19 protein-coding genes are annotated in these 22401 nt (G+C 65.4%); 7 read left to right on the top strand and 12 right to left on the bottom strand.

What is annotated here, in order from left to right:
* The first annotated feature begins 50 nt into the window (after positions 1 to 50).
* Positions 51 to 293, top strand: a complete 243-nt coding sequence (locus F3J20_RS15905; protein WP_167049982.1) for a DUF3311 domain-containing protein — start codon at positions 51 to 53, stop codon at positions 291 to 293.
* Positions 290 to 1840, top strand: a complete 1551-nt coding sequence (locus tag F3J20_RS15900) for a sodium:solute symporter family protein (RefSeq protein ID WP_167049980.1) — start codon at positions 290 to 292, stop codon at positions 1838 to 1840. Before F3J20_RS15905 ends, F3J20_RS15900 begins: the two co-directional genes overlap by 4 nt.
* Positions 1841 to 2122: 282 nt before the next feature.
* On the opposite strand, the gene F3J20_RS15895 is transcribed toward F3J20_RS15900, so the two are convergent.
* The 5 genes from F3J20_RS15895 to F3J20_RS15875 form a co-directional block, all read right to left on the bottom strand.
* Entirely contained in the window at positions 2123 to 2542 is a 420-nt protein-coding gene (locus tag F3J20_RS15895) for a VOC family protein (RefSeq protein ID WP_167049978.1), read from the bottom strand.
* A gap of 461 nt (positions 2543 to 3003) precedes the next feature.
* Positions 3004 to 3957, bottom strand: a complete 954-nt coding sequence (gene tal / locus F3J20_RS15890) for a transaldolase (RefSeq protein WP_167283852.1) — start codon at positions 3955 to 3957, stop codon at positions 3004 to 3006.
* A 226-nt stretch (positions 3958 to 4183) separates the two neighbouring features.
* Positions 4184 to 5404, bottom strand: coding sequence for a benzoate/H(+) symporter BenE family transporter (locus F3J20_RS15885; RefSeq protein ID WP_167049974.1), 1221 nt, complete (start codon positions 5402 to 5404; stop codon positions 4184 to 4186).
* Positions 5405 to 5510: 106 nt separating this feature from the next.
* Complete coding sequence (locus tag F3J20_RS15880; RefSeq protein WP_167049972.1) at positions 5511 to 6686, bottom strand: VWA domain-containing protein; 1176 nt, start codon at positions 6684 to 6686, stop codon at positions 5511 to 5513.
* 96 nt (positions 6687 to 6782) lie between these two features.
* Complete coding sequence (locus F3J20_RS15875) at positions 6783 to 7625, bottom strand: MoxR family ATPase (protein ID WP_167049970.1); 843 nt, start codon at positions 7623 to 7625, stop codon at positions 6783 to 6785.
* A 328-nt stretch (positions 7626 to 7953) separates the two neighbouring features.
* Here F3J20_RS15875 and F3J20_RS15870 point away from each other — a divergent pair, with 328 nt between their 5' ends.
* Positions 7954 to 8322, top strand: a complete 369-nt coding sequence (locus F3J20_RS15870; RefSeq protein ID WP_167049968.1) for a c-type cytochrome — start codon at positions 7954 to 7956, stop codon at positions 8320 to 8322.
* Positions 8323 to 8378: 56 nt separating this feature from the next.
* Positions 8379 to 8762, top strand: coding sequence for a c-type cytochrome (locus F3J20_RS15865; protein WP_167049966.1), 384 nt, complete (start codon positions 8379 to 8381; stop codon positions 8760 to 8762).
* Between the two features lie 244 nt (positions 8763 to 9006).
* On the opposite strand, the gene F3J20_RS15860 is transcribed toward F3J20_RS15865, so the two are convergent.
* From F3J20_RS15860 to rsxB, 3 genes are all read right to left on the bottom strand, one after another.
* The gene (locus F3J20_RS15860) at positions 9007 to 9441 is read right to left on the bottom strand and encodes a DUF1841 family protein (RefSeq protein WP_167049964.1); all 435 of its coding nucleotides are present in this window, start codon (positions 9439 to 9441) and stop codon (positions 9007 to 9009) included.
* Positions 9442 to 9628: 187 nt separating this feature from the next.
* Positions 9629 to 10273 carry an endonuclease III gene (nth, locus tag F3J20_RS15855; protein WP_167049962.1) on the bottom strand — a complete coding sequence of 215 codons (645 nt, stop codon included), beginning with the start codon at positions 10271 to 10273 and terminating at the stop codon, positions 9629 to 9631.
* A gap of 67 nt (positions 10274 to 10340) precedes the next feature.
* Positions 10341 to 11210 carry an electron transport complex subunit RsxB gene (gene rsxB / locus F3J20_RS15850; RefSeq protein ID WP_167049960.1) on the bottom strand — a complete coding sequence of 290 codons (870 nt, stop codon included), beginning with the start codon at positions 11208 to 11210 and terminating at the stop codon, positions 10341 to 10343.
* A 241-nt stretch (positions 11211 to 11451) separates the two neighbouring features.
* Here rsxB and F3J20_RS15845 point away from each other — a divergent pair, with 241 nt between their 5' ends.
* Positions 11452 to 12084, top strand: a complete 633-nt coding sequence (locus tag F3J20_RS15845) for a TetR/AcrR family transcriptional regulator (protein WP_167049958.1) — start codon at positions 11452 to 11454, stop codon at positions 12082 to 12084.
* 213 nt (positions 12085 to 12297) lie between these two features.
* Here F3J20_RS15845 and phaZ read toward each other — a convergent pair whose 3' ends face one another.
* Both phaZ and F3J20_RS15835 read right to left on the bottom strand, forming a co-directional pair.
* The gene (phaZ, locus tag F3J20_RS15840) at positions 12298 to 13578 is read right to left on the bottom strand and encodes a polyhydroxyalkanoate depolymerase (RefSeq protein WP_167283851.1); all 1281 of its coding nucleotides are present in this window, start codon (positions 13576 to 13578) and stop codon (positions 12298 to 12300) included.
* Positions 13579 to 13757: 179 nt separating this feature from the next.
* Positions 13758 to 15647: a glycoside hydrolase family 15 protein gene (locus F3J20_RS15835; protein ID WP_167049954.1), complete on the bottom strand. Its 1890-nt coding sequence runs from the start codon at positions 15645 to 15647 to the stop codon at positions 13758 to 13760.
* Positions 15648 to 15904: 257 nt separating this feature from the next.
* Between F3J20_RS15835 and F3J20_RS15830 the strand changes: the two genes are divergently transcribed.
* Positions 15905 to 16150: a hypothetical protein gene (locus tag F3J20_RS15830; protein ID WP_167049952.1), complete on the top strand. Its 246-nt coding sequence runs from the start codon at positions 15905 to 15907 to the stop codon at positions 16148 to 16150.
* 406 nt (positions 16151 to 16556) lie between these two features.
* Here F3J20_RS15830 and F3J20_RS15825 read toward each other — a convergent pair whose 3' ends face one another.
* On the bottom strand, positions 16557 to 16709 hold the full coding sequence (locus tag F3J20_RS15825; protein ID WP_167049950.1) for a DUF3096 domain-containing protein: 153 nt from the start codon (positions 16707 to 16709) through the stop codon (positions 16557 to 16559).
* 494 nt (positions 16710 to 17203) lie between these two features.
* On the opposite strand from F3J20_RS15825, the gene F3J20_RS15820 reads away from it, so the two are divergent.
* Positions 17204 to 18385: a lactonase family protein gene (locus F3J20_RS15820; RefSeq protein ID WP_240159364.1), complete on the top strand. Its 1182-nt coding sequence runs from the start codon at positions 17204 to 17206 to the stop codon at positions 18383 to 18385.
* 201 nt (positions 18386 to 18586) lie between these two features.
* On the opposite strand, the gene F3J20_RS15815 is transcribed toward F3J20_RS15820, so the two are convergent.
* Positions 18587 to 22401, bottom strand: a 3815-nt coding sequence (locus F3J20_RS15815; protein WP_167283850.1) for a DNA translocase FtsK, incomplete at its 5' end; no start/stop codon positions are given.

Raw genomic sequence — 22401 nt, 5'->3', positions numbered from 1 at the left:
ACCTCCCGTCGACCACGGGCAAACAATTCAAATAGGAAAGAGGAGACGTCATGGCTCACGACGCCGACGTGAAGAAGGCCAGCAAGCACTGGCTCTGGCTGTTGCTGCTGCCCTGGATCGCGATGATCTGGGTGCCGTCCTACAACAAGGTCGAGCCGCAGCTGTTCGATTTCCCGTTCTTTTATTGGTATCAGCTGCTCTGGGTGCTGATCAGCGCGGTCATTACCGCGTTCGTCTACAACAAGACCAAATCCCGCTATACGGGCCGCTCGCAAGGGGGCGCACAACAATGAACCCCATTGCAACGTTCGTCTTCGTTCTGTTTTTCATCGGCGTCACGATTCTCGGTTTCGTCGCGGCGCACTGGCGGCGCGGCGATCTGGCCCATCTCGAAGAGTGGGGCCTCGGCGGCCGGCGCTTCGGCACGATCGTCACGTGGTTCCTGCTCGGCGGCGACCTTTATACCGCCTACACGTTCGTCGCGGTGCCGGCGCTCGTGTTCGGTGCGGGCGCAACCGGTTTCTTCGCGCTGCCGTACACGATCCTGATCTATCCGTTCGCGTTCGTCGTGTTCCCGAAGTTGTGGAGCGTCGCCAAGCGCCACGGCTACGTGACCTCGGCCGACTTCGTCTCGGCGCGTTACGGCAGCCGCATGCTGGCGCTCGCGATCGCCGTGACCGGCATCGTCGCGACGATGCCGTACATCGCGCTGCAACTGGTCGGTATCGAAGTGGTGATCGGCGCGCTCGGTTTCGACACGACCGGCTTCGTCGGCGATCTGCCGCTCATCATCGCGTTCGCGATCCTCGCGGCCTACACGTACACCTCGGGCCTGCGCGCGCCGGCGATGATCGCGGTGGTCAAGGACATCCTGATCTACGTGACGATCTTCGCCGCGATCATCGTGATTCCGCCGCAACTGGGCGGCTTCGGCCATATCTTCGGCGCGGTGCCGCCGGCCAAGCTGCTGCTGAAGTCGCCGGACGTCTCGAATCTGAACGGCTATAGCGCCTACGCGACGCTCGCGGTCGGCTCGGCGCTCGCGCTGTTCCTGTATCCGCACTCGATCACGGCGGTGCTGTCGTCGAAGTCGGGCAACACGATCCGCCGCAACATGGCGCTCTTGCCGGCCTATTCGCTCGTGCTCGGTCTGCTCGCGCTGCTCGGCTTCATGGCGCTCGCGGCCGGCGTGAAGGACATGCCGGAATTCGTGCCGTATTTCAAGGCATTCGGCCCGAACTTCGCGGTGCCGGCGCTGTTCCTGCACTTCTTCCCGTCGTGGTTCGTCGGCGTGGCGTTCGCGGCGATCGGTATCGGCGCGCTGGTGCCGGCGGCGATCATGTCGATCGCGGCGGCGAACCTGTACACGCGTAACGTGCACAAGGAGTTCATCAACCGCAACATGACGCACGAGCAGGAGACCAACGTCGCGAAGCTGGTCTCGCTGATCGTCAAGGTCGGCGCGGTCGCGTTCATTCTCGGCCTGCCGCTCACGTACGCGATCCAGCTGCAACTGCTCGGCGGTATCTGGATCATCCAGACGCTGCCGGCGATCGTGCTCGGTCTCTACACGCGCGTGCTCGACTACCGGGGCCTGCTGATCGGCTGGGCAGCAGGCATCGCGACCGGCACGTGGATGGCGATTTCGCTGAAGCTCGCCGGTTCGATCTTCACGATCCACCTGTTCGGCATGGCGATTCCGGGCTATGCGGCGGTGTGGTCGCTGATCGTGAACCTCGTGGTGGCCGTCGTGGTGAGCCTGCTCGTGCGCGTGGTCGGCATGCAGGGCGGCGAGGACCGCACGAGTCCGGAAGACTATCTGGACATGGCCGAAAGCTGATGGATTTGCGGCTTCCGTCGTTCCGGAGCGGTTCCGGATTTTGATGGCATGCTGAAAACGCAACGCCCGCAGACGAAAGTTTGCGGGCGTTGCTGTTTGTGTGGCGCTTCGTGGCGGGGTGGCGGAGTCGTTTTGCGACGCGTTCATGGTGCGTCACCAAGGCTTGGCTTTGGTTTTGGCCTCTGGCCGGTGCCCCGGCCGTGACCGCCTACCGTGACGCCCGGCGCTGAGCCGAATGGTGCCGCGCGGTACGTTCGCCGTATGACTGCCGCGATGCGCCGCTCAAACCTGCGGCGGCAGCGTGACCATCCACTTCAGGCCGAAGCGGTCTTCCACGATGCCGAACCCTTCGCTCCAGAACGTCTTCTGGAACGGCATCACGACCTGACCGCCATCGGCGAGTGCGTTGAAGCTTTTTTCGGCGATGGCGCTGTCTTCGACGGTCAGCGACAGACTGAAGCCGTTGAACGAACCGGCTGCGGGATCGCAGGCGCCGTCGGAGGCCATCCAGAAGGTCGTGCCGAGCTGCACGTTGGCGTGCATGATCTTGTCCGCGAGTTCGGGGCGCGGCGGGTTGTTCGGGTCGGGCGGCGCATCCCTGAAGTGCATCTTGAAGATCACCTGAGCGCCGAGCTTTTCGCTGTAGTAGTCGAGCGCTTCCTCGCAACGGCCGTTGAAAAACACGTAAGGCTGAACGTACATGATCGTCTCCTTGAAAGATCAGGCGTGGGCCGACTGCCGCCGTTTCTCCGCGCGTGACGGCGAGACGGGGCGGGTGTGGGGTCGATTGTAGTCGTCTGCCGTGCGTGGTTTGTGACGGTGAGGCGCAGGAGTAGGCGGCGTGGTGTGGGAGCGTGCGGACGTCGGGTGCCTTGCGAGTTGGGTATCGGCTTGGGCTGCACAAACGGCAAACGGCGAGAGGCAAACGAAACGGCCCTGAACCGCGAGGTTCAGGGCCGTCCTGTGATGATGCCTTGCGTTGCCGCTGGCCGCCGCGCGACTGGCCGCTTCATACTGCAGAGCGGCAGAGCGGCAGAGCGGCAGAGCGGCAGAGCGGCAGAGCGGCAGAGCGGCAGAGCGGCAGAGCGGCAGAGCGGCAGAGCGGCAGAGCGGCAGAGCGGCAGAGCCGACGGGCCACCGCAACCGCGGCTACGCTCCGCGCATCAACGCAGCGCGTCGATCAGCTTCTCCAGCTTCACCGCGTCCGCCGCAAACGCGCGGATGCCTTCGGCGAGCTTCTCGGTCGCCATCGCGTCGTCGTTGACGAGGAAGCGGAACGATTTTTCGTCGACCGGCACGCGCTCGATGTCCGCGTCGCCCGACATTTGCGCCGACAGCTTGCGCTCGACCGGGTCGCCGCTCTCCTGCAGCTTTTGCAGCAATTCCGGGCTGATGGTCAGCAGATCGCAGCCGGCCAGTTCGAGAATCTGCGAGGTCGTGCGGAAGCTCGCGCCCATCACCTCGGTCTTGTAGCCGAACCTCTTGTAGTACGCGTAGATGCGTCGCACCGACTTGACGCCCGGATCGTTGGCGCCGCCGTCTTTCGCTTCGTCCCACGCGCTGCCGGCGTTCTTCTTGTACCAGTCGTAGATGCGGCCGACGAACGGCGAAATCAGTTGCGCGCCCGCTTCCGCGCAGGCGGCGGCCTGGGCCAGCGAGAACAGCAGCGTCATGTTGCAGTGGATGCCTTCTTTCTGCAGCACCTCGGCCGCGCGCACGCCTTCCCAGGTGGACGCGAGCTTGATGAGCACGCGCTCGCGGCCGATGCCGTGGTCCTTGTACAGCGCGATCAGCTCGCGGCCCTTGGCGATCGAGCCTTCGATGTCGAACGACAGGCGCGCGTCGACTTCGGTCGACACGCGGCCCGGGATGATCTTGAGGATTTCGGTGCCGAACGCGATCAGCAACTGGTCGATGATCGCGCCGACCGGCTTCGACGCATGCGCCTTGACGGTCTTTTCGAGCAGCGGCCGGTAATCGTCCTTCTGCACGGCCTTCAGAATCAGCGACGGATTGGTGGTCGCGTCCCGCGGCTTGTATTGCGCAAGCTGCTGGAAGTCGCCGGTGTCGGCCACGACGGTGGTGTATTGCTTGAGTTGATCGAGTGCGGTTGTCATGTTCGAGCCTTCTGGGCGCGCGTGCGCCGTGGTTCAGGAGAAATGAGATTGCCGCCGTACCGGCAGGAAGAGCCGGTGCCGGCGGCCGCGGGTCACGCCGCAGCGCGTCCCATGATAGGGCTGGGACGCGCTGCCGGATGCATCTATTCTATGGCGGATCGCCGAGGACGGCATAAACGGCGGGCCTTTGCGATCCGTTCGCGCGCATAGGCCGTGCCTGGGCGCTTCAGGCGCGCCGCGCGTTCAACACCACTTGCGTCACCACGCCCGCGACCAGCCCCCAGAACGCCGAGCCGATCGACAGCAGCGTGAGTCCCGAGGCGGTCACCATGAACGTGACGAGCGCGGCTTCGCGCTGCCTCGCGTCCTGCATCGCGTTGGCGAGGCCGCTCATGATCGAGCCGAACAGCGCGAGCGCCGCGACCGACACGACCAGCGCCTTCGGCAACGCGGCGAACAGCGCGGCGATCGTCGCGCCGAAGATGCCCGCGAGCAGATAGAAAATGCCGCCCCAGACCGCCGCCGTGTAACGCTTGGCGGGATTCTCGTGGGCTTCGGGGCCGGTGCAGATCGCTGCCGTGATCGCCGCGAGATTGATGCCGTGCGAGCCGAACGGCGCGAGTAGTAGCGAGGCGATGCCGGTCGTCGCGATCAGCGGCGCGGACGGCGTCGTGTAGCCGTCCGCGCGCAGCACCGCGATGCCGGGCACGTTCTGCGAGGCCATCGCGACCACGAACAGCGGAATGCCGATGCTCACGCTCGCCGCCACCGAGAACGCCGGCATCGTGAACACCGGATGCGCAAGCGCGATGTGAAAGTGGCTGAAATCGAGCAGCCCGAGGGCGCCGGCGGCGATCGTGCCGGCCACGAGCGTCATGACGATCGCGTAACGCGGCGCGAAGCGTTTGACGATCAGGTAGGTGAAGAACATCGTCAGCACGAGCGCGGTCTGGAACTGCGCGGCGCGGAAAATCTCGATGCCGATCTCGAACAGGATGCCCGCGAGCAGCGCCGCCGCGATGCCGGCCGGAATCTTCTTCATGAGCGTGTCGAACCAGCCGGTCAGGCCGACCAGCGTGAGCAGCGCCGCGCAAACGATAAAGGCGCCGATTGCCTGCGCGTAGTCGACATTCGGCAGCGACGATATCAGCAGCGCTGCGCCCGGCGTCGACCACGCGATCACGATCGGCGCGCGAAAGCGCAGCGACAGGCCGATCGTGCACAGCGCCATGCCGATCGAGAGCGCCCAGATCCACGAGGAAATCTGCGCGTCGCTCAGATGCGCGGCCCGGCCCGCCTGGAACATCAGCACGAGCGAACTGGTGTAGCCGGTCATCGCCGCGACGAAGCCGGCGACGATCGCGGACAGCGACGTATCGGCGAGCGGATTGAGACGCCCGGGCGGCGTGGTGGCGGGGGACAGCTGGGGTGAAGGAGGCGAACTCATGCGCGAACTCATGCGAATACTTTCTTGTTGTCGAAGTTAAAGCGGCGTGATTCTGCTGCGTGGGCGACGTCGGCCACGCGGAGGCGGGTGGCCTGCGCCCAGGGTGTCATTTGCTCAACACGCGCATGGCCGTCTCGAGCCCCGCGAGCGTGAGCGGATACATGCGATGCCCGAGCACCTCGCGGATCGCGCTAACCGACTGCCGGTACGGCCATAGCGCTTCCGGCTCGGGATTGAGCCACGCGAAGTGTGGGAAATGATCGGCGAGGCGGCGCAGCCACACCGCGCCGGCTTCGGCGTTGTTGTACTCGACCGAGCCGCCCGGCTGCAAAACCTCGTACGGGCTCATGGTCGCGTCGCCGACGAAGATCAGCTTGTAGTCGGGCGTGAACTTGTGCAGCACGTCCCACGTCGGCGTGCGCTCGGCATGGCGGCGCCGGTTGTTCTTCCACAGGAAGTCGTACACGCAGTTGTGGAAATAGTAGAACTCGAGGTGCTTGAACTCGGCCTTGGCGGCGGAAAACAGCTCCTCGGTGCGCTTGACGTGGTCGTCCATCGAGCCGCCGACGTCGAGCAGCATCAGCACCTTCACGTTGTTGTGCCGCTCGGGCACCATCTTCAGATCGAGCCAGCCGGCGTTCGCCGCCGTGCTGCGGATCGTGTCGGGCAGATCGAGTTCCTCGGCCGCGCCTTCGCGCGCGAAGCGGCGCAGCCGCCGCAGCGCAACCTTGATGTTGCGCGTGCCGATTTCGACCTGGTCGTCGTAGTCGCGATAGGCGCGTGCTTCCCAGACCTTGACCGCCGTGCGGTTGCCGGCCGCGTCGCCGCCGATGCGCACGCCTTCCGGGTTATAGCCGCCGTTGCCGAACGGCGACGTGCCGCCCGTGCCGATCCATTTGCTGCCGCCTTCGTGGCGCTCCTGCTGCTCGTCGAACAGTTCCTTGAGGCGCTCCATCAGCTTGTCGAGGCCGCCCATCGCCTCGATCTGCGCCTTTTCCTCGGGCGACAGATCGCGTTGCAGCTTCTTCTTGAGCCAGTCGAGTGGAATGTCGAAGGCGAGTTCCGAGGTGGCCGCGACGCCGTTGAAATAGGCGCCGAACGCCTGGTCGAACTTGTCGAAGTACTGTTCGTCCTTCACGAGCGTGATGCGCGCGAGGTAGTAGAACTCGTCGAGCGACGGCGCGATCACGTTGGCCTTCAGCGCTTCGAGCAGCGTCAGGTATTCCTTCACCGAGACCGGCAGCCTGGCGGCGCGCAGCGAGTAGAAGAAGTCGATCAGCATGCTGGGTGTCCTGCGGCGGCGGAAGGTCGGGCGGCGCTGCGGCCGGGCGGGCTCGAAAGGGCCCGGTGGCGATCGGCAGCGCCCACGCGACGCGGGTTAGCGGTTGTTGCGGTTCATGAAGAGCAGCCGCTCGAACAGGTTCACGTCCTGCTCGTTCTTCAGCAGCGCGCCATGCAGCGGCGGAATGATCTGCTTCTGGTCGGCCGAACGCAGCGCTTCGGGCGGGATGTCCTCGGCGAGCAGCAGCTTGAGCCAGTCGAGCAGCTCCGAGGTGGACGGTTTCTTCTTGAGCCCCGCGACGTTGCGCAGTTCGAAGAAGCTCTGCAGCGCCGCGGCGAGCAGTTCCTTCTTGATGCCGGGGTAGTGCACCTCGACGATCTGCTGCATCGTCGTCGCGTCCGGAAACCTGATGTAGTGGAAAAAGCAGCGGCGCAGGAACGCGTCGGGCAGCTCCTTCTCGTTATTCGACGTGATGATGACGAGCGGGCGATGCTTCGCGCGTACCAGCTCGTGCGTCTCGTAGACGTAGAACTCCATGCGGTCGAGTTCGCGCAGCAGGTCGTTCGGGAATTCGATGTCGGCCTTGTCGATCTCGTCGATCAGCAGCACGCTCTGCTCGTCGGACTCGAACGCCTGCCACAGCACGCCCTTGACGATGTAGTTGCGGATGTCCTTGACGCGCTCGTCGCCGAGCTGCGAATCGCGCAGGCGCGAGACCGCATCGTATTCGTACAGGCCCTGCTGGGCCTTGGTGGTCGACTTGATGTGCCATTGCAGGAGCGGCATGCCGAGCGCGGCGGCGACTTCCTCGGCGAGCATGGTCTTGCCGGTGCCCGGCTCGCCCTTGATGAGCAGCGGACGCTTGAGCGTCATCGCGGCGTTGACCGCGAGCTTGAGGTCGTCGGTGGCGACGTACTGCGATGAGCCTTCGAAACGCATGGCGAGATGCTCGTGTTCGGGAAAAAACCCAGTATAAGTCAGAAGACCTGTTGCCCTGAAACCGGCTCGCGTAAGGTGTCGGGCGGTATCGGGCCCCGCCGTGTGCCGCGTTGCGTGGGCGCGTGCGGACGGCCGCAGAAGCGCCTGCGCGGCATGCTGGACAAGGCGCGCGGGCAGGTGGCGCGGCGCTTCGGCGTCTGTGGACGTTCGGCGCGGCGTCGCGGTACAATGGGCCCGATTTTTTGCCTGCGTGGCTACCCTACAAAAAGAACGGCGCGGGCCGTTGCCTTTCTGGGCGCCCGTTTCCCCTCAAGCCAGGTTACATGCTATGAACAAATTCGTCGGCAAACACGTCGTGATCGCAGCGTTGTCGGTGCTCGCGGGCTATGCGGCCAGCGCGCAGGCAGCGGATGTCGTCGGCAATGCGAAAGCGGGCCAGGACAAGGTCGCGATGTGTATCGGCTGCCACGGTATTCCCGAATACCGCACGGCATATCCGGAAGTGTTCCGCGTGCCGAAGCTGGGCGGCCAGAATCAGGCCTACCTCGAAAACGCGCTGCATGCCTACAAGAAGGGCGACCGCCATTTCGACACGATGCACGCCATCGCGGCCTCGCTGTCGGATCAGGACATTGCCGACATCGCCGCTTACTACGCCGCGCAAACTGCCGCTTCGCAAAACAATCCCGACAAGTGATCGGCGTCGTTAGGCGTGGGTCACCAGCTAATCAAATTCGCGGGATAGGAGATCTCATGATTAAGCCCCAACAGGCACTCCACACGGTGTTCAAGGCTGCATGCGCGTCGGCGGCAGTGATCGGTCTGGTTGCAGCGAACGCCGCGCACGCGGCCGACGCGTCCAACGGCAAGGTGCTGGCCGACAGCCACAACTGCGCGGCCTGCCACGGCGTCAACCTGAACAAGCCCGTCAGCCCGGAGTATCCGAAGCTGGCCGGTCAGCATAGCGACTACGTCTACTGGGCGCTGCGTCAGTATCAGATGGGCACCGGCAATCCGCATTTCGGCCGCAACAACGCGATCATGCAGGCGCAGGTGCAAAGCCTGTCGCTCAGCGACATGAAGGACATCGCGGCCTATGTCGAATCGCTCGACGGCGATCTCGTGCAGAAGAAGTAAGCCCGCCTGAAGTCAGGTCGACGTGGGCGCCGGGTGGCCGGCGCTTGCTCCCGCGAGATTCGTCGTGCAATCGTGTGATTGCGCGAACGGAGAACGAAAAACACCCCGCCTTGGCGGGGTGTTTTGCTTTGGGGGCCAGGCTTTGGCTTGCTGTCGGGCGCGTACCTGAGGTGTGTTGCGTGTCGATGAACGAGCCCGGGCCGGCGTCTTGCGCGCAGTCATGCTCGGCAGGTGCAACGTGGGCTCAGTCGCGCGTCGCGCGCCGTTCGATCCGTTGCAGATACGCGTCGGTGTCCGGCGGCGTGCCGGTGCGCTGTGCTTCCCAGATGGTCTCGCCGAGGCAGTCCATGATCGCGTGCTGCGCGTCGTGCGTCGAGCCGAGGCGGGCGGCGAGCCGGTCGTGCGCCGCGCGGATGCCGGGCGGCTGGTCGATCGACAGTTGCTCGGAGATCGCCAGATGCATCGACAGATGCAGGAACGGGTTGGTTTGCCCGCGCTCGGGTGAATAGTCCTGCGCCTGGGCGGCGGCGCCGTCGCTCAGATCGGCGTGATATTCCGGATGCTCGACGATCCAGTCGGCGGCGATGGCCTCGAGCGGCGTCAGGATTTCCCCCTGACGCTGCTTGCGCCAGGTATCGGTGAAAAAGAGGCGGACTTCGTCGCGGCTGGGATTGAACATCGTGGAACCGGTGCGTGGGAGTGGGCGCGTCGCGTGCGCGAACCCGTTATTTTACGCCGGGTGCGATGGGGTGCGGGTGGGCGCTGGCGGTGCTTCCGACGGAGCGCGGCCGAGCCGCGTCGCGCGGGCGCCGCACCGTTGTTTGCGCCACGCCGCATCGCCTTTCAAACCGCAAACCGCAAACCGCTCACAGATCGGGCGGCGGCGTCTTCGGGCGGAACTCGCACAGCGGCTCGATCGCGCAATGCCAGCATTCGGGCCGGCGCGCCTTGCACACGTAACGCCCATGCAGGATCAGCCAGTGATGCGCATCCTGCCTGAACTCGGCGGGCGTGAATTTTTCGAGCGCCGTCTCGACCGCGCGCACGTCCTTGCCCGGCGCGAGCCCGGTGCGGTTGGCGACGCGGAAGATGTGCGTATCGACGGCGATGGTCGGATGGCCGAACGCCGTGTTGAGGATCACGTTGGCCGTTTTCCGGCCGACGCCGGGCAGACTTTCGAGCGCCTCGCGATCCTCGGGGACCTCGCCGCCGTACTGGTCGAGCAGGATGCGGCAGGTCGCGATGACGTTCTTCGCCTTCGTGCGATACAGGCCGATCGTCTTGATGTAGTCCGCGACGCCTGCTTCGCCGAGATCGAAGATCTTCTGCGGCGTATTCGCGACCGGAAACATCTTGCGCATCGCCTTGTTGACCGACACGTCCGTTGCTTGCGCGGACAGTAGCACCGCGATCAGCAGTTCGAACGGCGTCGTGTACTCGAGCTCGGTGGTTGGATGCGGATTCAGGCTCTGAAGCGTTTCGTAGATAGCGCGGCGTTTGTTCGCGTTCATGCGGAGCGTGTCGGTGGGTGGGGGGCGGCTCGGCTAACCGGGCGAATGTGCGCGGTTTCGCATGCGCTCAGCGCGGCTCGGACGGTTTGGGCGGCTTGCCGTTCCCGGGCGCCGTGCCGAGGCCGAGACGGTGGCGGCGCGCTTCGGCGGCGTCGATCTGGGCCTGCACGTCGGCGCTGACGTTCTCGGTGTTGAGCGGTCCCTGGCCTGTCGCGGTCATTTCTTCCTTCTTCTTGCGGGCGCGTTCGAGCGCGGCCTGGATGATTGCGCGTTTCTTCGCTTCGGCGTCGGCGGCGGTAGCCGTAACCGGGGCGGCAGGCGCTGCCGCGCCACCCTCGGCTGACGCCGCGGCCGCTACGCTTGCCGGACTCACCGCGGCGCCGGCGCTGCCAGCTCGCCGCGCCGCAGCACGCGCTTCGGCGGCGTCGCGTTCGCGCGCAAGACGCGTTTCGTGACGGTGATGCCGCTCGCGCGCGGCATCGGCCTGGCCTTGGCTCCACGCATCCCAGCCGGTCGCCTCGCCGGTGACGGGCAGCATCGCGATGCAGTCGACCGGGCAGGGCGGCACGCATAGATCGCAACCGGTGCACAGTTCGGCGACGACCGTGTGCATCTGTTTCGGTGCACCAACTATTGCATCGACTGGACATGCTTGCATGCAAAGCGTGCAGCCGATGCAAACCTGTTCGTCGATAACCGCCAGCGGCCGTGCGCGTTCGACGCCATTGGCGGAATTGAGCGGAAGCACCGGTTTGCCGAGCAGCGCGGCGAGGCGCGCGATGCCTTCGGCGCCGCCGGGCGGGCACTGGTTATAGTGCGCGGCGCCGCTTGCGACGGCTTCGGCATAGGGGCGGCATGCGGGATAACCGCACTTCGTGCATTGCGTTTGGGGCAGCAGATCCTCGATGCGATCCGCGAGTGTTTTGACGTCTGTCACGGTTGCGGCGTGGGGGTTGGGTGTGCGTGCGCACAGCCTGAACTAAATAGCACATTATCGCCGATTTCCCCGATTGCCATTCGCAATCCATGTGCCATAATCGAAGCGCTTTTTCGAAAGACCGCAGAAAAGGGTGTGTTCCCCAACCATAACGCGCCCGCTCAACGCCGCCAGCGCGAAGTCCGAGGAGAGAGGCTGGCAGCGCGATCCGGATAACGCGGCTCACGAAGACGATGCCACCATGAATCAGCCGAAAATCAAAAGAGATCCTGAAGGCACGCGGCGGCGCATTTTGCTTGCGGCAGCCGAAGAGTTTGCAAATGGTGGGCTGTTCGGCGCACGCGTCGACCAGATTGCCCGCCGCGCGGAAACCAATGAACGCATGCTCTATTACTACTTCGGTAGCAAGGAGCAGCTGTTTACCGCGGTACTCGAGCATGCGTTCAGCGCGCTCAACGAAGCGGAGCGCACGCTCGAACTCAACGGCGTCGCACCCGTCGAGGCCGTTACGCGTCTTGCGCATTTCGTTTGGGACTACTATCGCGATCATCCCGAACTGCTGCGTCTCATCAACAACGAGAATCTGCACGAAGCACGCTATATGCAGAAGTCGACGCGCATCCGCGAAATGATCTCGCCGATCGTCGCGACGCTCGGCGGCATTCTCGAACGCGGTCAGCGAGCAGGGCTGTTTCGCACGAACGTCGATCCGCTGCGCTTTTACGTGACGCTTTCGGGCATGGGCTACTACATTGTGTCGAACCGCTTCACGATCGAAGCGACGCTCGGCCGCGATTTCAGCAGCGCCGCCGAACGCAGCGAAGTGATCCAGATGAATACCGAGTTGCTGCTCGCGTACCTGTTGCGCAAGTAGCCGGGTGGGGCGAGGCGATCCGAGGCGGTGCGCGCCGCGAACGGCTATCGCAGCGGAGTTTTGGGCGCTCGCAACCGGCCACGCAAAAAGCGAACAAAAATCAGTATCACGAACCAGGTTGAGAAGCACCGGGTTGAGAAGCCAGCTCAATAGAAAAGCCAACGGCCTCAGTAGAGGCCGTTGGCTTTTTCAATGCTATTGCACGTTTAATGCTTAGGCTTCGACTTTCTCTTTCGTCGTCCTGGTGGTCTTGCTGTTGTGCGCGAGAATGAAGTCGCGCAGTTGCGGATAGATGATCGTGCGCCAGCGGCGTCCCGAGAAAATGCCGTAGTGGCCGCATTTTTCCGCAGTGAAGTGCTGTTTGTGCTTCGCGGGAATGCCCGAGCACAGATCATGCGCGGCGTAGGTCTGTCCGTCGCCGGAAATATCGTCCAGCTCGCCTTCGATCGTAAACAGCGCGGTCGTCTTGATGTCCTGCGGCCGCACGCGTTCGCCGCCGACATCCCACGTGCCCTCGGCAAGACGGAACTCCTGGAACACGACGCGGATCGTGTCGAGGTAATAGTCGGCATCCATGTCGAGCACGGCGTTGTATTCGTCGTAGAAGCGGCGATGCGCTTCGGCGTCGTCTTCGTCGCCGCGCAGCAGGCTCTGGTAGTAGTCCCAGTGCGAGGCCGCGTGGCGCTCCGGATTCATTGCGACGAAACCGGTGTGCTGCAGGAAGCCCGGATACACCTTGCGGCCCACGCCCGGATAATTCGGCGGCACCGTGAAAATCACGTTGTTTTCGAACCACTCGTACGAATGCTGCGTGGCGAGCGAGTTGACCGAGGTCGGGCTCTTGCGCGCGTCGATCGGGCCGCCCATCATCGTCATGGTGCGCGGCGTGTCTTCGCCGCGGCTCGCCAGCAGCGCAATGGCGGCGAGCACCGGCACGGTCGGCTGGCACACGGAGATCACGTGCAGATTCTTCGCGCCGATGTGGCGGATGAATTCCTGGATATACGCGACGTAGTCGTCGAGGCGGAATTGGCCGGCTTCGAGCGGCACCATGCGCGCGTCGATCCAGTCGGTGATGTAGACCTTGTGGTCTTGCAGCAACGTGCGCACGGTATCGCGCAGCAGCGTGGCGTGGTGTCCCGACAACGGCGCGCAGACCAGCACGGCCGGCTCGTCTTTCAATTGATTGACGGCATCGCTGTCGTCCGCATAGCGCTTGAAGCGCATCAGGCGGCAGAACGGCTTCTCGATGATGGTCTGCTCGACGATCGGGATGTTATGACCGTCTTTGACAATCTGGTGGATGTTGAACTCGGGCTTTTCGTAATCCTTGCCGAGCCGGTACAGCAGTTCGTAACCGGCTGAGAGGCGCGTGGCGCCCGGCACGTAGGCTAAGGGACTGGCAGGATTCGCGAATGATTTCGACGCGGCCTGGGCCCAGGCGGTGAGGGGGCTCAACATCGCCCGCTGGAATTCGTGCAGTTGATAGAGCATGGGTGCTCCGTTTTAGGCGGTTCGCATTGGGCTTCGCAAACACGCGTGAGGCGTTGCGGCGGGCCATTTTGGTTGTGGGCGCATTGTTTTTGGCCGACAGTCGGATCGATGATATCGAACTATGTAAATTTGTGCAACGCAACAATTCGCGCACACACGGTACGCAAACTGTCACTGGATCATGCTAGTGGCGATGCTGCTGCGCCGCTATCAGGGCTTGCCTCACCCTCGAGGGCCATCTCGCGCGCGCCGTTATGCGGCGGCTGGCCGGTCGCCTGGGCCATTTCCTGCTCGTGTTTCATCAGGTTCAGCCCGGTGTGCACGAGCGCCACATGCGAAAACGCCTGGGGGAAATTGCCGACGAGCCGCTTCGCGGCCGGGTCGTATTCCTCGGCGAGCAGACCGACGTCGTTGCACAGCGCGAGCAGGCGCTCGTACATCTCGATCGCTTCGCTCACGCGGCCCTGCAGCGCGAGGTTGTCGACCATCCAGAACGAGCACGCAAGAAAGGTGCCTTCGCCGGGCGGCAGGCCGTCGTCGTATTCGGTGGTGCGGTAGCGCATCACGAAGCCGCCGTGCATCAGGTCCTTCTCGATCGCCTCGACGGTGCCCTTGATGCGCGGATCGCGCGGCGGCAGGAAGGCGACCAGCGGCATCAGCAGCACGCTCGCGTCGAGCTGGTCGCTGCCGTAGTGCTGCACGAACGCATTGCGCTCGGGATTCCAGGCTTTCTCGCAGACTTCCGCGTGAATTTCGTCGCGCGTCGCGCGCCATTCGTCGAGCGGGCCGTCGAGCGCGAACATGTCGGCCGAGCGGATCGCGCGATCGAACGCGACCCACGCCATCACCTTCGAGAACGTGAAGTGCCGGCGTCCGCCGCGCGTTTCCCAGATGCCTTCGTCGGGCTCGCGCCAGATCGTCGCGAGGTGCCCGAGCATCGCGCATTGCACGTTCCAGGCGGTGGCGTCCGCCTGCAGGCCGCCGACCCGCGCGAGATGCAGCGCGTTCATGACTTCGCCGTAGACGTCGAGCTGGCGCTGGCCGACCGCGTTGTTGCCGATGCGCACCGGCTTCGCGCCCTGGTAGCCCGGCAGCCAGTCGATTTCGAATTCGGGCAGGCGCCGCTCGCCGGCGATGCCGTACATGATCTGCAACTGATCCGGCGCGCCTGCCATCACGCGGCCGAGCCAGCTGCGCCACGCGCGCGCTTCGTCGTAGTAGCCGCCGCGCATCATCGCGAGCAGCGTGATGGTCGCGTCGCGCAGCCAGCAGTAGCGGTAGTCCCAGTTGCGCGAGCCGCCGAGCTGCTCCGGCAGCGAGGTCGTGGGCGCGGCGACGATGCCGCCGGTCGGTTCGTAGGCGAGCGCCTTCAGCGTAATCAGCGAGCGGCGGATCGGTTCGGCCCAGCGCCCCTCGACGGTGCCGCGCGCCGACCATTCGAGCCAGTGATTCTCGGTGCGCGCGAGCGCCGTATGCGGGTCGCGCGCGGGCGGAATACGCAGATGCGACGGCGCATAGGCGAGCGAGAACGGCACGCGCTCGCCTTCGGTCACGGTGAATTCGGCGACGGTTTTCATGTCTTCGCCGCGCAGCTCGACCGGCGTGCGCAGCACCGCGTTGTCCGGGCCGACGATTGCCTTGATGCCGCTGTCCTGTTCGAGCCGGTCGACCCACGGAATCGAGAAGCCGTAGTCGAAGCGCAGCACGAGCTCCATTTTCATGCGCACGGTGCCGCGCTTGCCGACGACGATGCGGATCATTTCCGACCAGCCGTTGCCGGGCGGCATGAAGTCGATCAGCGTGACGGCGCCCTCGGGCGTTTCGAAGTCGGTTTCGAGGATCAGCGTTTCGCCGCGATAACGGCGCGTGACGGTGGGCGCGGCATCGTTGGCCGACGTGTCGGGCGCGATCAGCCATCGGCCGTTGTCGGGCGTGCCGAGCAGCGCGGCGAAACAGGCGCCGGAGTCGAAGCGCGGCCAGCAGAGCCAGTCGACGGAACCTTCGCGGGAGACGAGCGCGGCCGTGTGGCCGTCGCCGATGAGTGCATAGTCTTCGATGAGTGCGGGCATGTCGGAAAACGTGTCGTGATGGCGGACGGCCGGAAACGGTACTGCGGGTGGGTACCGCGAGTGCCGCGCCTCGAAAGCCGGTTATTACCGGACCTGCATGAACTGGGTTGGTTCATCGCGTGGTGCGGCAAAACGCGATTGGTAAATTGTCAAATCCATGCTTAGAATTGAACCTCATGCCGATGTCCGGTGCATACCGGGCTGCGAATCGGCCTTGCTCATGGCGCATCGAGACGCCGTTTCCGAGGACGAAAGCCATGCTGAACCCGTCGAAATCCGATTGCATCACGATTCTCTCGGCCGCCAGCCAACTTGCCGACGACTCGATGCTGCCACTCGATCATGGCCACCTTGGCCTGAGCCGCAACTGCATGCTCGCGACCGCGGCGTTTCTGGTCGAGCGGGCCTGCTTCCGGCGCTATCAGGAAGACGACGGTCATTATGCCGTTGGCGCCTTGTCGCTGCAGGGGCGTTTGCGTCTCGACCAGCTTTCGAACGGTTGAGCGGCACTGCGTACGCACGCGGTTTGACGCGCTGCTTTATCTGAATCGGGTTCTATCGTTCCGCTCACGACCGACACGGAGTGCGCAAGCGTGGGTGGCGCGCTCGCGTGGTTGCTTTGGGCCGCTTTGCGCGTGTTGCCCGTAGCCCATAGTCCGTGGCATGTACCGCCGGGAGTGCGTGCTTCGTTGCGCGCTATTGTCATTGCCATGTTCATGCTGCGCAGCGACATGCGCGGTAAGAGGCACTGTGCGAGACGCAGTGCGATGCGCGGCGACAGGCTCCGCGGCGTTGTTGCAGCCGCACTTGCGCTACGCCGCCGCAACTTCTCCACCGCGCACTTCGTGGCGCGCGAAGCGTTCCGCTGCCGGACGCAAGCCGCGCTCCCGATCTCGCGTTACGCGCCGCTCACAGGTGCGACGACCCCACGCCGAAGATGCCGATAATGCCGATGATGATCAGATAGAGCGCGACGATGTAGCTCAACAGGCGCGGCATGACCAGAATCAGAATGCCGGCGATCAGCGAAACGAGCGGACCGAGGCTCAGTGTGACGTTCATGAAGACTCCCAGGGTGAGACGCGTGATACGCGATTGGAAATTGAAAAATGTCCCGTGGTGCGGGACGGTGATTGTCGGCGAAAATGGCTTCGCATGAGTTTGTCTTTACCTGGGATCGGTCTCGCTCAGGTCTCCCCCCGGTCTTGCCTAGGCCGCATGGCTGGCTGCATTCGCTGCATGATCCGACCGGACGCTCTTATACTGGCTTTGGCAAGAACAACGCAGAACGACGCTCGACCCCGCGCGCGGCAGACGAGGCAGACCAGACACCGCGATTACTGCTATCACCGTTCTTACCCGCCGACCGATGTCGAGGAGGTTCCATGCTTCGCCGTTGCCGTGCCGCCGCGCGTAGTGTCATACGCCGCGTGATGCCTCGTGTTTGCGCTTCAGCCTGTGCTCCCGCTCCGGCCGTCCCCCCTCGCGCGGACCGCGCCGCCAAGGCGGCTTCATGGCGTGCAACGTGGCCCGTGCCACGCCACGCCGCCCGTTCGATGATAAAAGGTTTCGTGCTTATGGTCTCGATTGCTGCTTCGCCAGCGTACGCGCAAGATTCCGGCCCGGTCCCCGCCGACGGCGTCTACAATCTGCTGGTCGGCACTTATACCGGCGGCAGAAGCGAGGGCATCTACGTCTATCGTTTCGACACGAAGACGGGCGCGGCGACCCAGGTGTCGGTCGCGAAGACGGTCAATCCGTCGTTCCTCGTCGTGAGCCGCGACCGCCGCTTCGTCTACGCGGTCAACGAACTGCCCGGCGATAACGGTCCAGCCACCCAGCGCGGCGGCATCAGCGCATTCGGCTTCGATGCCGCGCGCGGGCAACTGAGGTTTCTCAACAAGGTGTCCTCGGATGGCAACGATCCGTGCTACCTGAGCTTTTCGCCCGACCAGAAGTTTCTGCTGACCGCGAACTACTCGGTCGCGCCCGACCCGGGCGGCAGCTTCGCGGTGTTTCCGTTGCAGTCCGACGGCCAGGTCGGCGCGTCGGTGCAGACCGTGCACCACGAGGGCGGCGGACCGGTGAAAGGGCGGCAGGACGACTCGCACGTGCATTCGACCGTGTTCTCGCCGGACGGCCGCTTCATGTTTGCGCAGGACCTCGGTGCCGACAAGCTGTACGCGTACCGCTACACGCCGCAGGGCAGCCCCGGCCCGTTCGCGCCGGCCGACTGGAGCTACGCGCAGCAGAAGGCCGGAACGGGCCCGCGCCATCTGGTGTTCGGCGCGGACGGCAAGCATGCGTATCTGACGAGCGAACTGGCCGGCACGGTCAGCACGTTCGACTATCGCGACGGCCGGCTCACGCTCGCGCAGACGCTCTCGCTGAGCCAGCCCGGCTTCAAGGGCGCGGTGGGCGCCGCGGCGATCCATCTGTCGCCGGACGGGCGCTTCGTCTATGCATCGAATCGCGGCGACGCGAACGAGATCGTGATCTTCGCCGTCGATCCGGCCAACGGGCATCTGAAGCCGATCGGCCATCAGTCGAGCCTCGGCAAATCGCCGCGCGAGTTCGCGATCGATCCGAGCGGCAACTGGCTGATCGTCGGCAATCAGTTGAGCGATACCGTGTACGTGTTCAGGCGCGATCCCCGGACCGGTTTTCTCGATCCGACGCCGAAGCAGCATTTCGAGCTGGGTTCGCCGGTGGATTTCAAGTTCGCGTCGCCGTCGTGATGAGGGATGCACGCGCGTGATTCGACGGAGCGCGTGCAATAAGAAAACGGACCGCTCACAAGCCCTGTGAGACGGTCCGTTTTTTTATTGCTCAGCCGACTTTTCCTGGTCTTCCTGGGTCGCAGCATGGCTGCGAATCGCAGGCCGATCGCTCGCTGTCCGGTTTCATGCTGCGATCCGTTCTGCCGATGCCGCCGGGCGTTACTCCGCCGGCCCCGGCGCCAGCACTTCGCGGCTGCCGTTGATGCTCATCGCCGATACGAGCCCCGCCGTTTCCATCTGCTCGACGAGCCGCGCCGCGCGGTTGTAGCCGATGCGCAATTGCCGCTGCACCGACGAGATCGACGCGCGCCGCGTGCGCACGACGAACGTGACCGCTTCGTCGTAGAGCGGATCGGCTTCCGCATCCGGCGTTTCGCCGAACAGGTCCTGGGCCGCGCCGCCGTCGGTGGCGGGGCCGTCGAGAATGCCTTCCTCGTACTGCGGCTCGCCGAACTGCTTCAGATACTCGACGATCGCATGCACTTCCTCGTCGGCGACGAACGCGCCGTGCACGCGCTGCGGGTAGCCGGTGCCCGGCGGCAGGAACAGCATGTCGCCCTGGCCGAGCAGCGACTCGGCGCCCATCTGGTCGAGAATCGTGCGCGAGTCGATCTTCGACGACACCTGGAACGCCACGCGCGTCGGAATGTTCGCCTTGATGAGGCCGGTGATGACGTCGACCGAGGGCCGCTGCGTCGCCAGAATCAGGTGGATGCCGGCCGCGCGCGCCTTCTGCGCGAGCCGCGCGATCAGCTCCTCGATCTTCTTGCCGGCGACCATCATCAGGTCGGCGAGTTCGTCGATCACGACGACGATCAGCGGCAGCGGCGCGAGCGGCTCGGGCGCGTCGGGCGTCAGCGAGAACGGGTTGCCGAGCTTTTTGCCCTTGGCTTCGGTGTCGCGGATCTTCTGGTTGAAACCCGCGAGGTTGCGCACGCCGACCGCCGACATGAGCCGGTAGCGCTTCTCCATTTCGCCGACGCACCAGTTCAGCGCATTGGCCGCGAGCTTCATGTCGGTGACGACCGGCGCGAGCAGATGCGGAATGCCTTCGTAGACCGATAACTCCAGCATCTTCGGATCGATCATGATGAGGCGCACTTCCTCGGGCGTCGCCTTGAACAGCAGCGAGCAGATCATCGCGTTGATCGCGACCGACTTGCCCGAACCGGTCGTGCCCGCGACCAGCATGTGTGGCGCCTTGGCGAGATCGGCGATGACCGGGTGGCCGGTGATGTCCTTGCCCATCGCGAGCGTCAGTTGCGAATGCGAATTCTGGTAGACGCTCGCTTCGAGGATTTCCGAGAGGCGGATCGTCTGTCGCTTCGCGTTCGGCAGTTCGAGGCCCATGCAGGTCTTGCCGGGGATCGTCTCGACCACGCGGATCGACGTGAGGCCGAGACCGCGCGAGAGGTCCTTCATGAGACCGACGATCTGGCTGCCGCGCACGCCGAGCGCCGGCTCGATCTCGAAGCGCGTGATGACCGGCCCCGCCGATGCGCCGACCACGGTCACGGGCACCTTGAATTCCTGCAGGCGCTGCTCGATCAGTTGGCCGGTCTCGCGGAGCTTTTCGTCCGAGATTGGCTCGACACCGGCGTCCGCGCGCGCGAGCAGATCGAGCGGTGGCAGTTCGACCATCGACGCGGCCGGTGCGTGGAATTCGAAGCCGTTGACCGGAGCGTGGCCGCGCAGCGGCGGGCGCTGGGCGGCGGCCTCGGCGGGGGCGGCTGCGCTGTCTGCGCTGTTTGCGCCGTTTGCCGTGGGGGGCGTGTCGGCGATCGGCGAGGCGGGTGCAGGCGTCGGGCCCGATGCGGTGGATGGTGAGTTCGCCGCGAATGCGCCGGGTGCGGCGGGTGTTGTGGCCGTTGCCGGTGCGGCAGGTGTCGCGGTGGGAACGGTGGTTCCGGCAACCTGCGTGGGGAGCGCGGTGGCGAGTGCGCCTGGCGTAGCCGGCGCGATGGGCGCCAATGACGATGTGACCGGCGTTGGCGTCGGTGCGGTCAGCGTGCTCGGCTCGACTGCGGACGAGGCCGGTACGGTTGGCCCGAACGACGGTGCGGGAGTGGCCGGTGCCGCTGCGGGTGTTGTGGCGATCGGCGGGACAGCGGCCGGGGTGTTGCCGGTGGCGGTTTCATGCGCGCCGAGCGACGGCCCGACGCTGGGTGCCGTCGCGCCGAAACCCGGGAAGCGCACGACGTTCGAAGCGACGCTTTGCGCCGGGGTGGGCGTGGCGGGGGGCGCAGCGTGGGTTGCCGCTGCCGCGGTTGCGGTCGTCGCCGTGTGCGTTGCGTCAGGCGTCGGCGGTGTGCTCGCGGGTTCGGTCGCCGTGGGCAGGGCAGGGGAGCGTGCGGCCGTCGTCGAGGACGATGTTGCAGGTTCGCTTGCCTGCGCGCCCGTACCCATAGTCGCGCTTGCAACGGGAGACGACAGCGTGGCGGGAGAAGACTGCGCAACCGCACCGGGCGATGCGACCGCCCCGGATTGCGACGCATCGGGTTGCGACGAACCCGACGGCGACACGGGGCGTTGAGCCGCCACGGCCCCGAGCTTGCTCTCCCAAGGCACGAGCGTTTTGTCGACCACGATTTCGGCTGCGGGAGCCGCCGGCAGCGTCGGTGCCGCGGTTGCGGTGGTGGCTGAATCGACGGTTGGCGCGGGTTCTTCCTTTCGCGGCGCTGGGGCGACTGTGCTCGCGGCGGCGACTACGGTCTGCGCAGCGGCGAGAGATTCCGCGCTAGGTCCGCTGACCGGTTTGATCGCTGCATCGGCTGGTGCCGTGTGACTGCTGTCCCGCGTCGCCGAGTGTGTCGCATCGTTAGCGACGGGCGCTGCGTCTTCCTGTGAGGCATTGTCCTCCAGCTGTGCAGCAAAACGCTGAAACGATGTCGACGCGCCGCCGATTGACGCCGGATATTGCGGCGCGGACGAGAGCGGTGGCGTTTCGATCGGCGCCGACTCGCGAGGCGCGGATTCGGCGCGAACAGCCGCAGCGGACATAGCCACGACAGGCGCGGCTTGGACAGCCGCGGACTCCACCAAAGCCGCCGCCGATACCGCCGACGCATGCACCGCCTCTCCACTCGTCGCGCTTGCGTTTTGCACGGCCGCCGGAGTTTCGGTCGTGTTGGCGTCGGCCACCGGCTCGGCAGTCTCCATGACCTGTGACGCAACGGCTCCCGGCACATGAATAACTGGCGGCTCGGTCGGCCATTGCGCGACAGGCGCGTTGCTGTCCTCGACGGGTGCATCGGAAGCGGCTATCGCCGTTTCCTCAGCCACGGCAGCAGCGGCTGGCAATGCAACCGGCGCTGTTTCGACCGACGGCTCGGCCGGCGTTACCGCCGGCGCACGCCCGACCACCGGCTCCGCAGATGCCTGCGCGACAGACCCGGCCGAAACCGCCTGGACCGGATCGCTACCCGGCGCCTCGCTGGCCGGCCTGGGCGCCTCGACCGGCATCGCCGCCTGCGCGACATCGCCAGGCTTGACGCCATCCACGCCACGGCTGCGCGCGAGGCTCACGCCGGCCATATCGGTCCAGCGCGCGGTGTTTTCCGCGATGCTGCGCAGTGTTTCCTCGACGCTCGCGGGCTCGGCAACGTTCTGCGAGTTCGTCGCCGAGTGCGCGAAACCCGGCGCGGGCCTGCGCGTACCGGACGGCGGCGTGACGCCGCCGGTGCGCGTCGCGGTTGAGAGCGGCTGACGCGATGTCGTTGTCCGGTTGAACGAACCCGCCGCATCCGCCGCACGTTGCAGCGACGCCGCGCGGCTGCCGCGCGTCGAAGCATGGATCGATTCCCCCGCCATGCCGCCGCCCGGCGCAGAGCGTACCGCCATCGCCTGCGCGGCTCTGGCCGACACGCCGGATGCGGCGGCGGCCGTTGCCGCCAAAGCCGCACTGGAGCCGATCGGGCGCTGCTCGCCGGAGGCGCGCCGGCCAACCTGCAACGCTGCGTCGCGAGCCACGGCCG

Source organism: Paraburkholderia sp. Cy-641, from assembly GCF_011752945.1.
Taxonomy (GTDB): domain Bacteria; phylum Pseudomonadota; class Gammaproteobacteria; order Burkholderiales; family Burkholderiaceae; genus Paraburkholderia.
The sequence above is the reverse complement of the archived record's forward strand: the minus strand, read 5'-3'. Positions and strand labels throughout refer to the sequence as shown.

Bases quoted from the DNA above. Each gene is read 5' to 3' on its own strand.
- F3J20_RS15905 (WP_167049982.1), top strand. From the start codon at position 51: ATGGCTCACGACGCCGACGTGAAGAAGGCCAGCAAGCACTGGCTCTGG.
- F3J20_RS15900 (WP_167049980.1), top strand. From the start codon at position 290: ATGAACCCCATTGCAACGTTCGTCTTCGTTCTGTTTTTCATCGGCGTC.
- F3J20_RS15895 (WP_167049978.1), bottom strand. From the start codon at position 2,542: ATGTACGTTCAGCCTTACGTGTTTTTCAACGGCCGTTGCGAGGAAGCG.
- tal (WP_167283852.1), bottom strand. From the start codon at position 3,957: ATGACAACCGCACTCGATCAACTCAAGCAATACACCACCGTCGTGGCC.
- F3J20_RS15885 (WP_167049974.1), bottom strand. From the start codon at position 5,404: ATGAGTTCGCCTCCTTCACCCCAGCTGTCCCCCGCCACCACGCCGCCC.
- F3J20_RS15880 (WP_167049972.1), bottom strand. From the start codon at position 6,686: ATGCTGATCGACTTCTTCTACTCGCTGCGCGCCGCCAGGCTGCCGGTC.
- F3J20_RS15875 (WP_167049970.1), bottom strand. From the start codon at position 7,625: ATGCGTTTCGAAGGCTCATCGCAGTACGTCGCCACCGACGACCTCAAG.
- F3J20_RS15870 (WP_167049968.1), top strand. From the start codon at position 7,954: ATGAACAAATTCGTCGGCAAACACGTCGTGATCGCAGCGTTGTCGGTG.
- F3J20_RS15865 (WP_167049966.1), top strand. From the start codon at position 8,379: ATGATTAAGCCCCAACAGGCACTCCACACGGTGTTCAAGGCTGCATGC.
- F3J20_RS15860 (WP_167049964.1), bottom strand. From the start codon at position 9,441: ATGTTCAATCCCAGCCGCGACGAAGTCCGCCTCTTTTTCACCGATACC.
- nth (WP_167049962.1), bottom strand. From the start codon at position 10,273: ATGAACGCGAACAAACGCCGCGCTATCTACGAAACGCTTCAGAGCCTG.
- F3J20_RS15845 (WP_167049958.1), top strand. From the start codon at position 11,452: ATGAATCAGCCGAAAATCAAAAGAGATCCTGAAGGCACGCGGCGGCGC.
- phaZ (WP_167283851.1), bottom strand. From the start codon at position 13,578: ATGCTCTATCAACTGCACGAATTCCAGCGGGCGATGTTGAGCCCCCTC.
- F3J20_RS15835 (WP_167049954.1), bottom strand. From the start codon at position 15,647: ATGCCCGCACTCATCGAAGACTATGCACTCATCGGCGACGGCCACACG.
- F3J20_RS15830 (WP_167049952.1), top strand. From the start codon at position 15,905: ATGCTGAACCCGTCGAAATCCGATTGCATCACGATTCTCTCGGCCGCC.
- F3J20_RS15825 (WP_167049950.1), bottom strand. From the start codon at position 16,709: ATGAACGTCACACTGAGCCTCGGTCCGCTCGTTTCGCTGATCGCCGGC.
- F3J20_RS15820 (WP_240159364.1), top strand. From the start codon at position 17,204: ATGATAAAAGGTTTCGTGCTTATGGTCTCGATTGCTGCTTCGCCAGCG.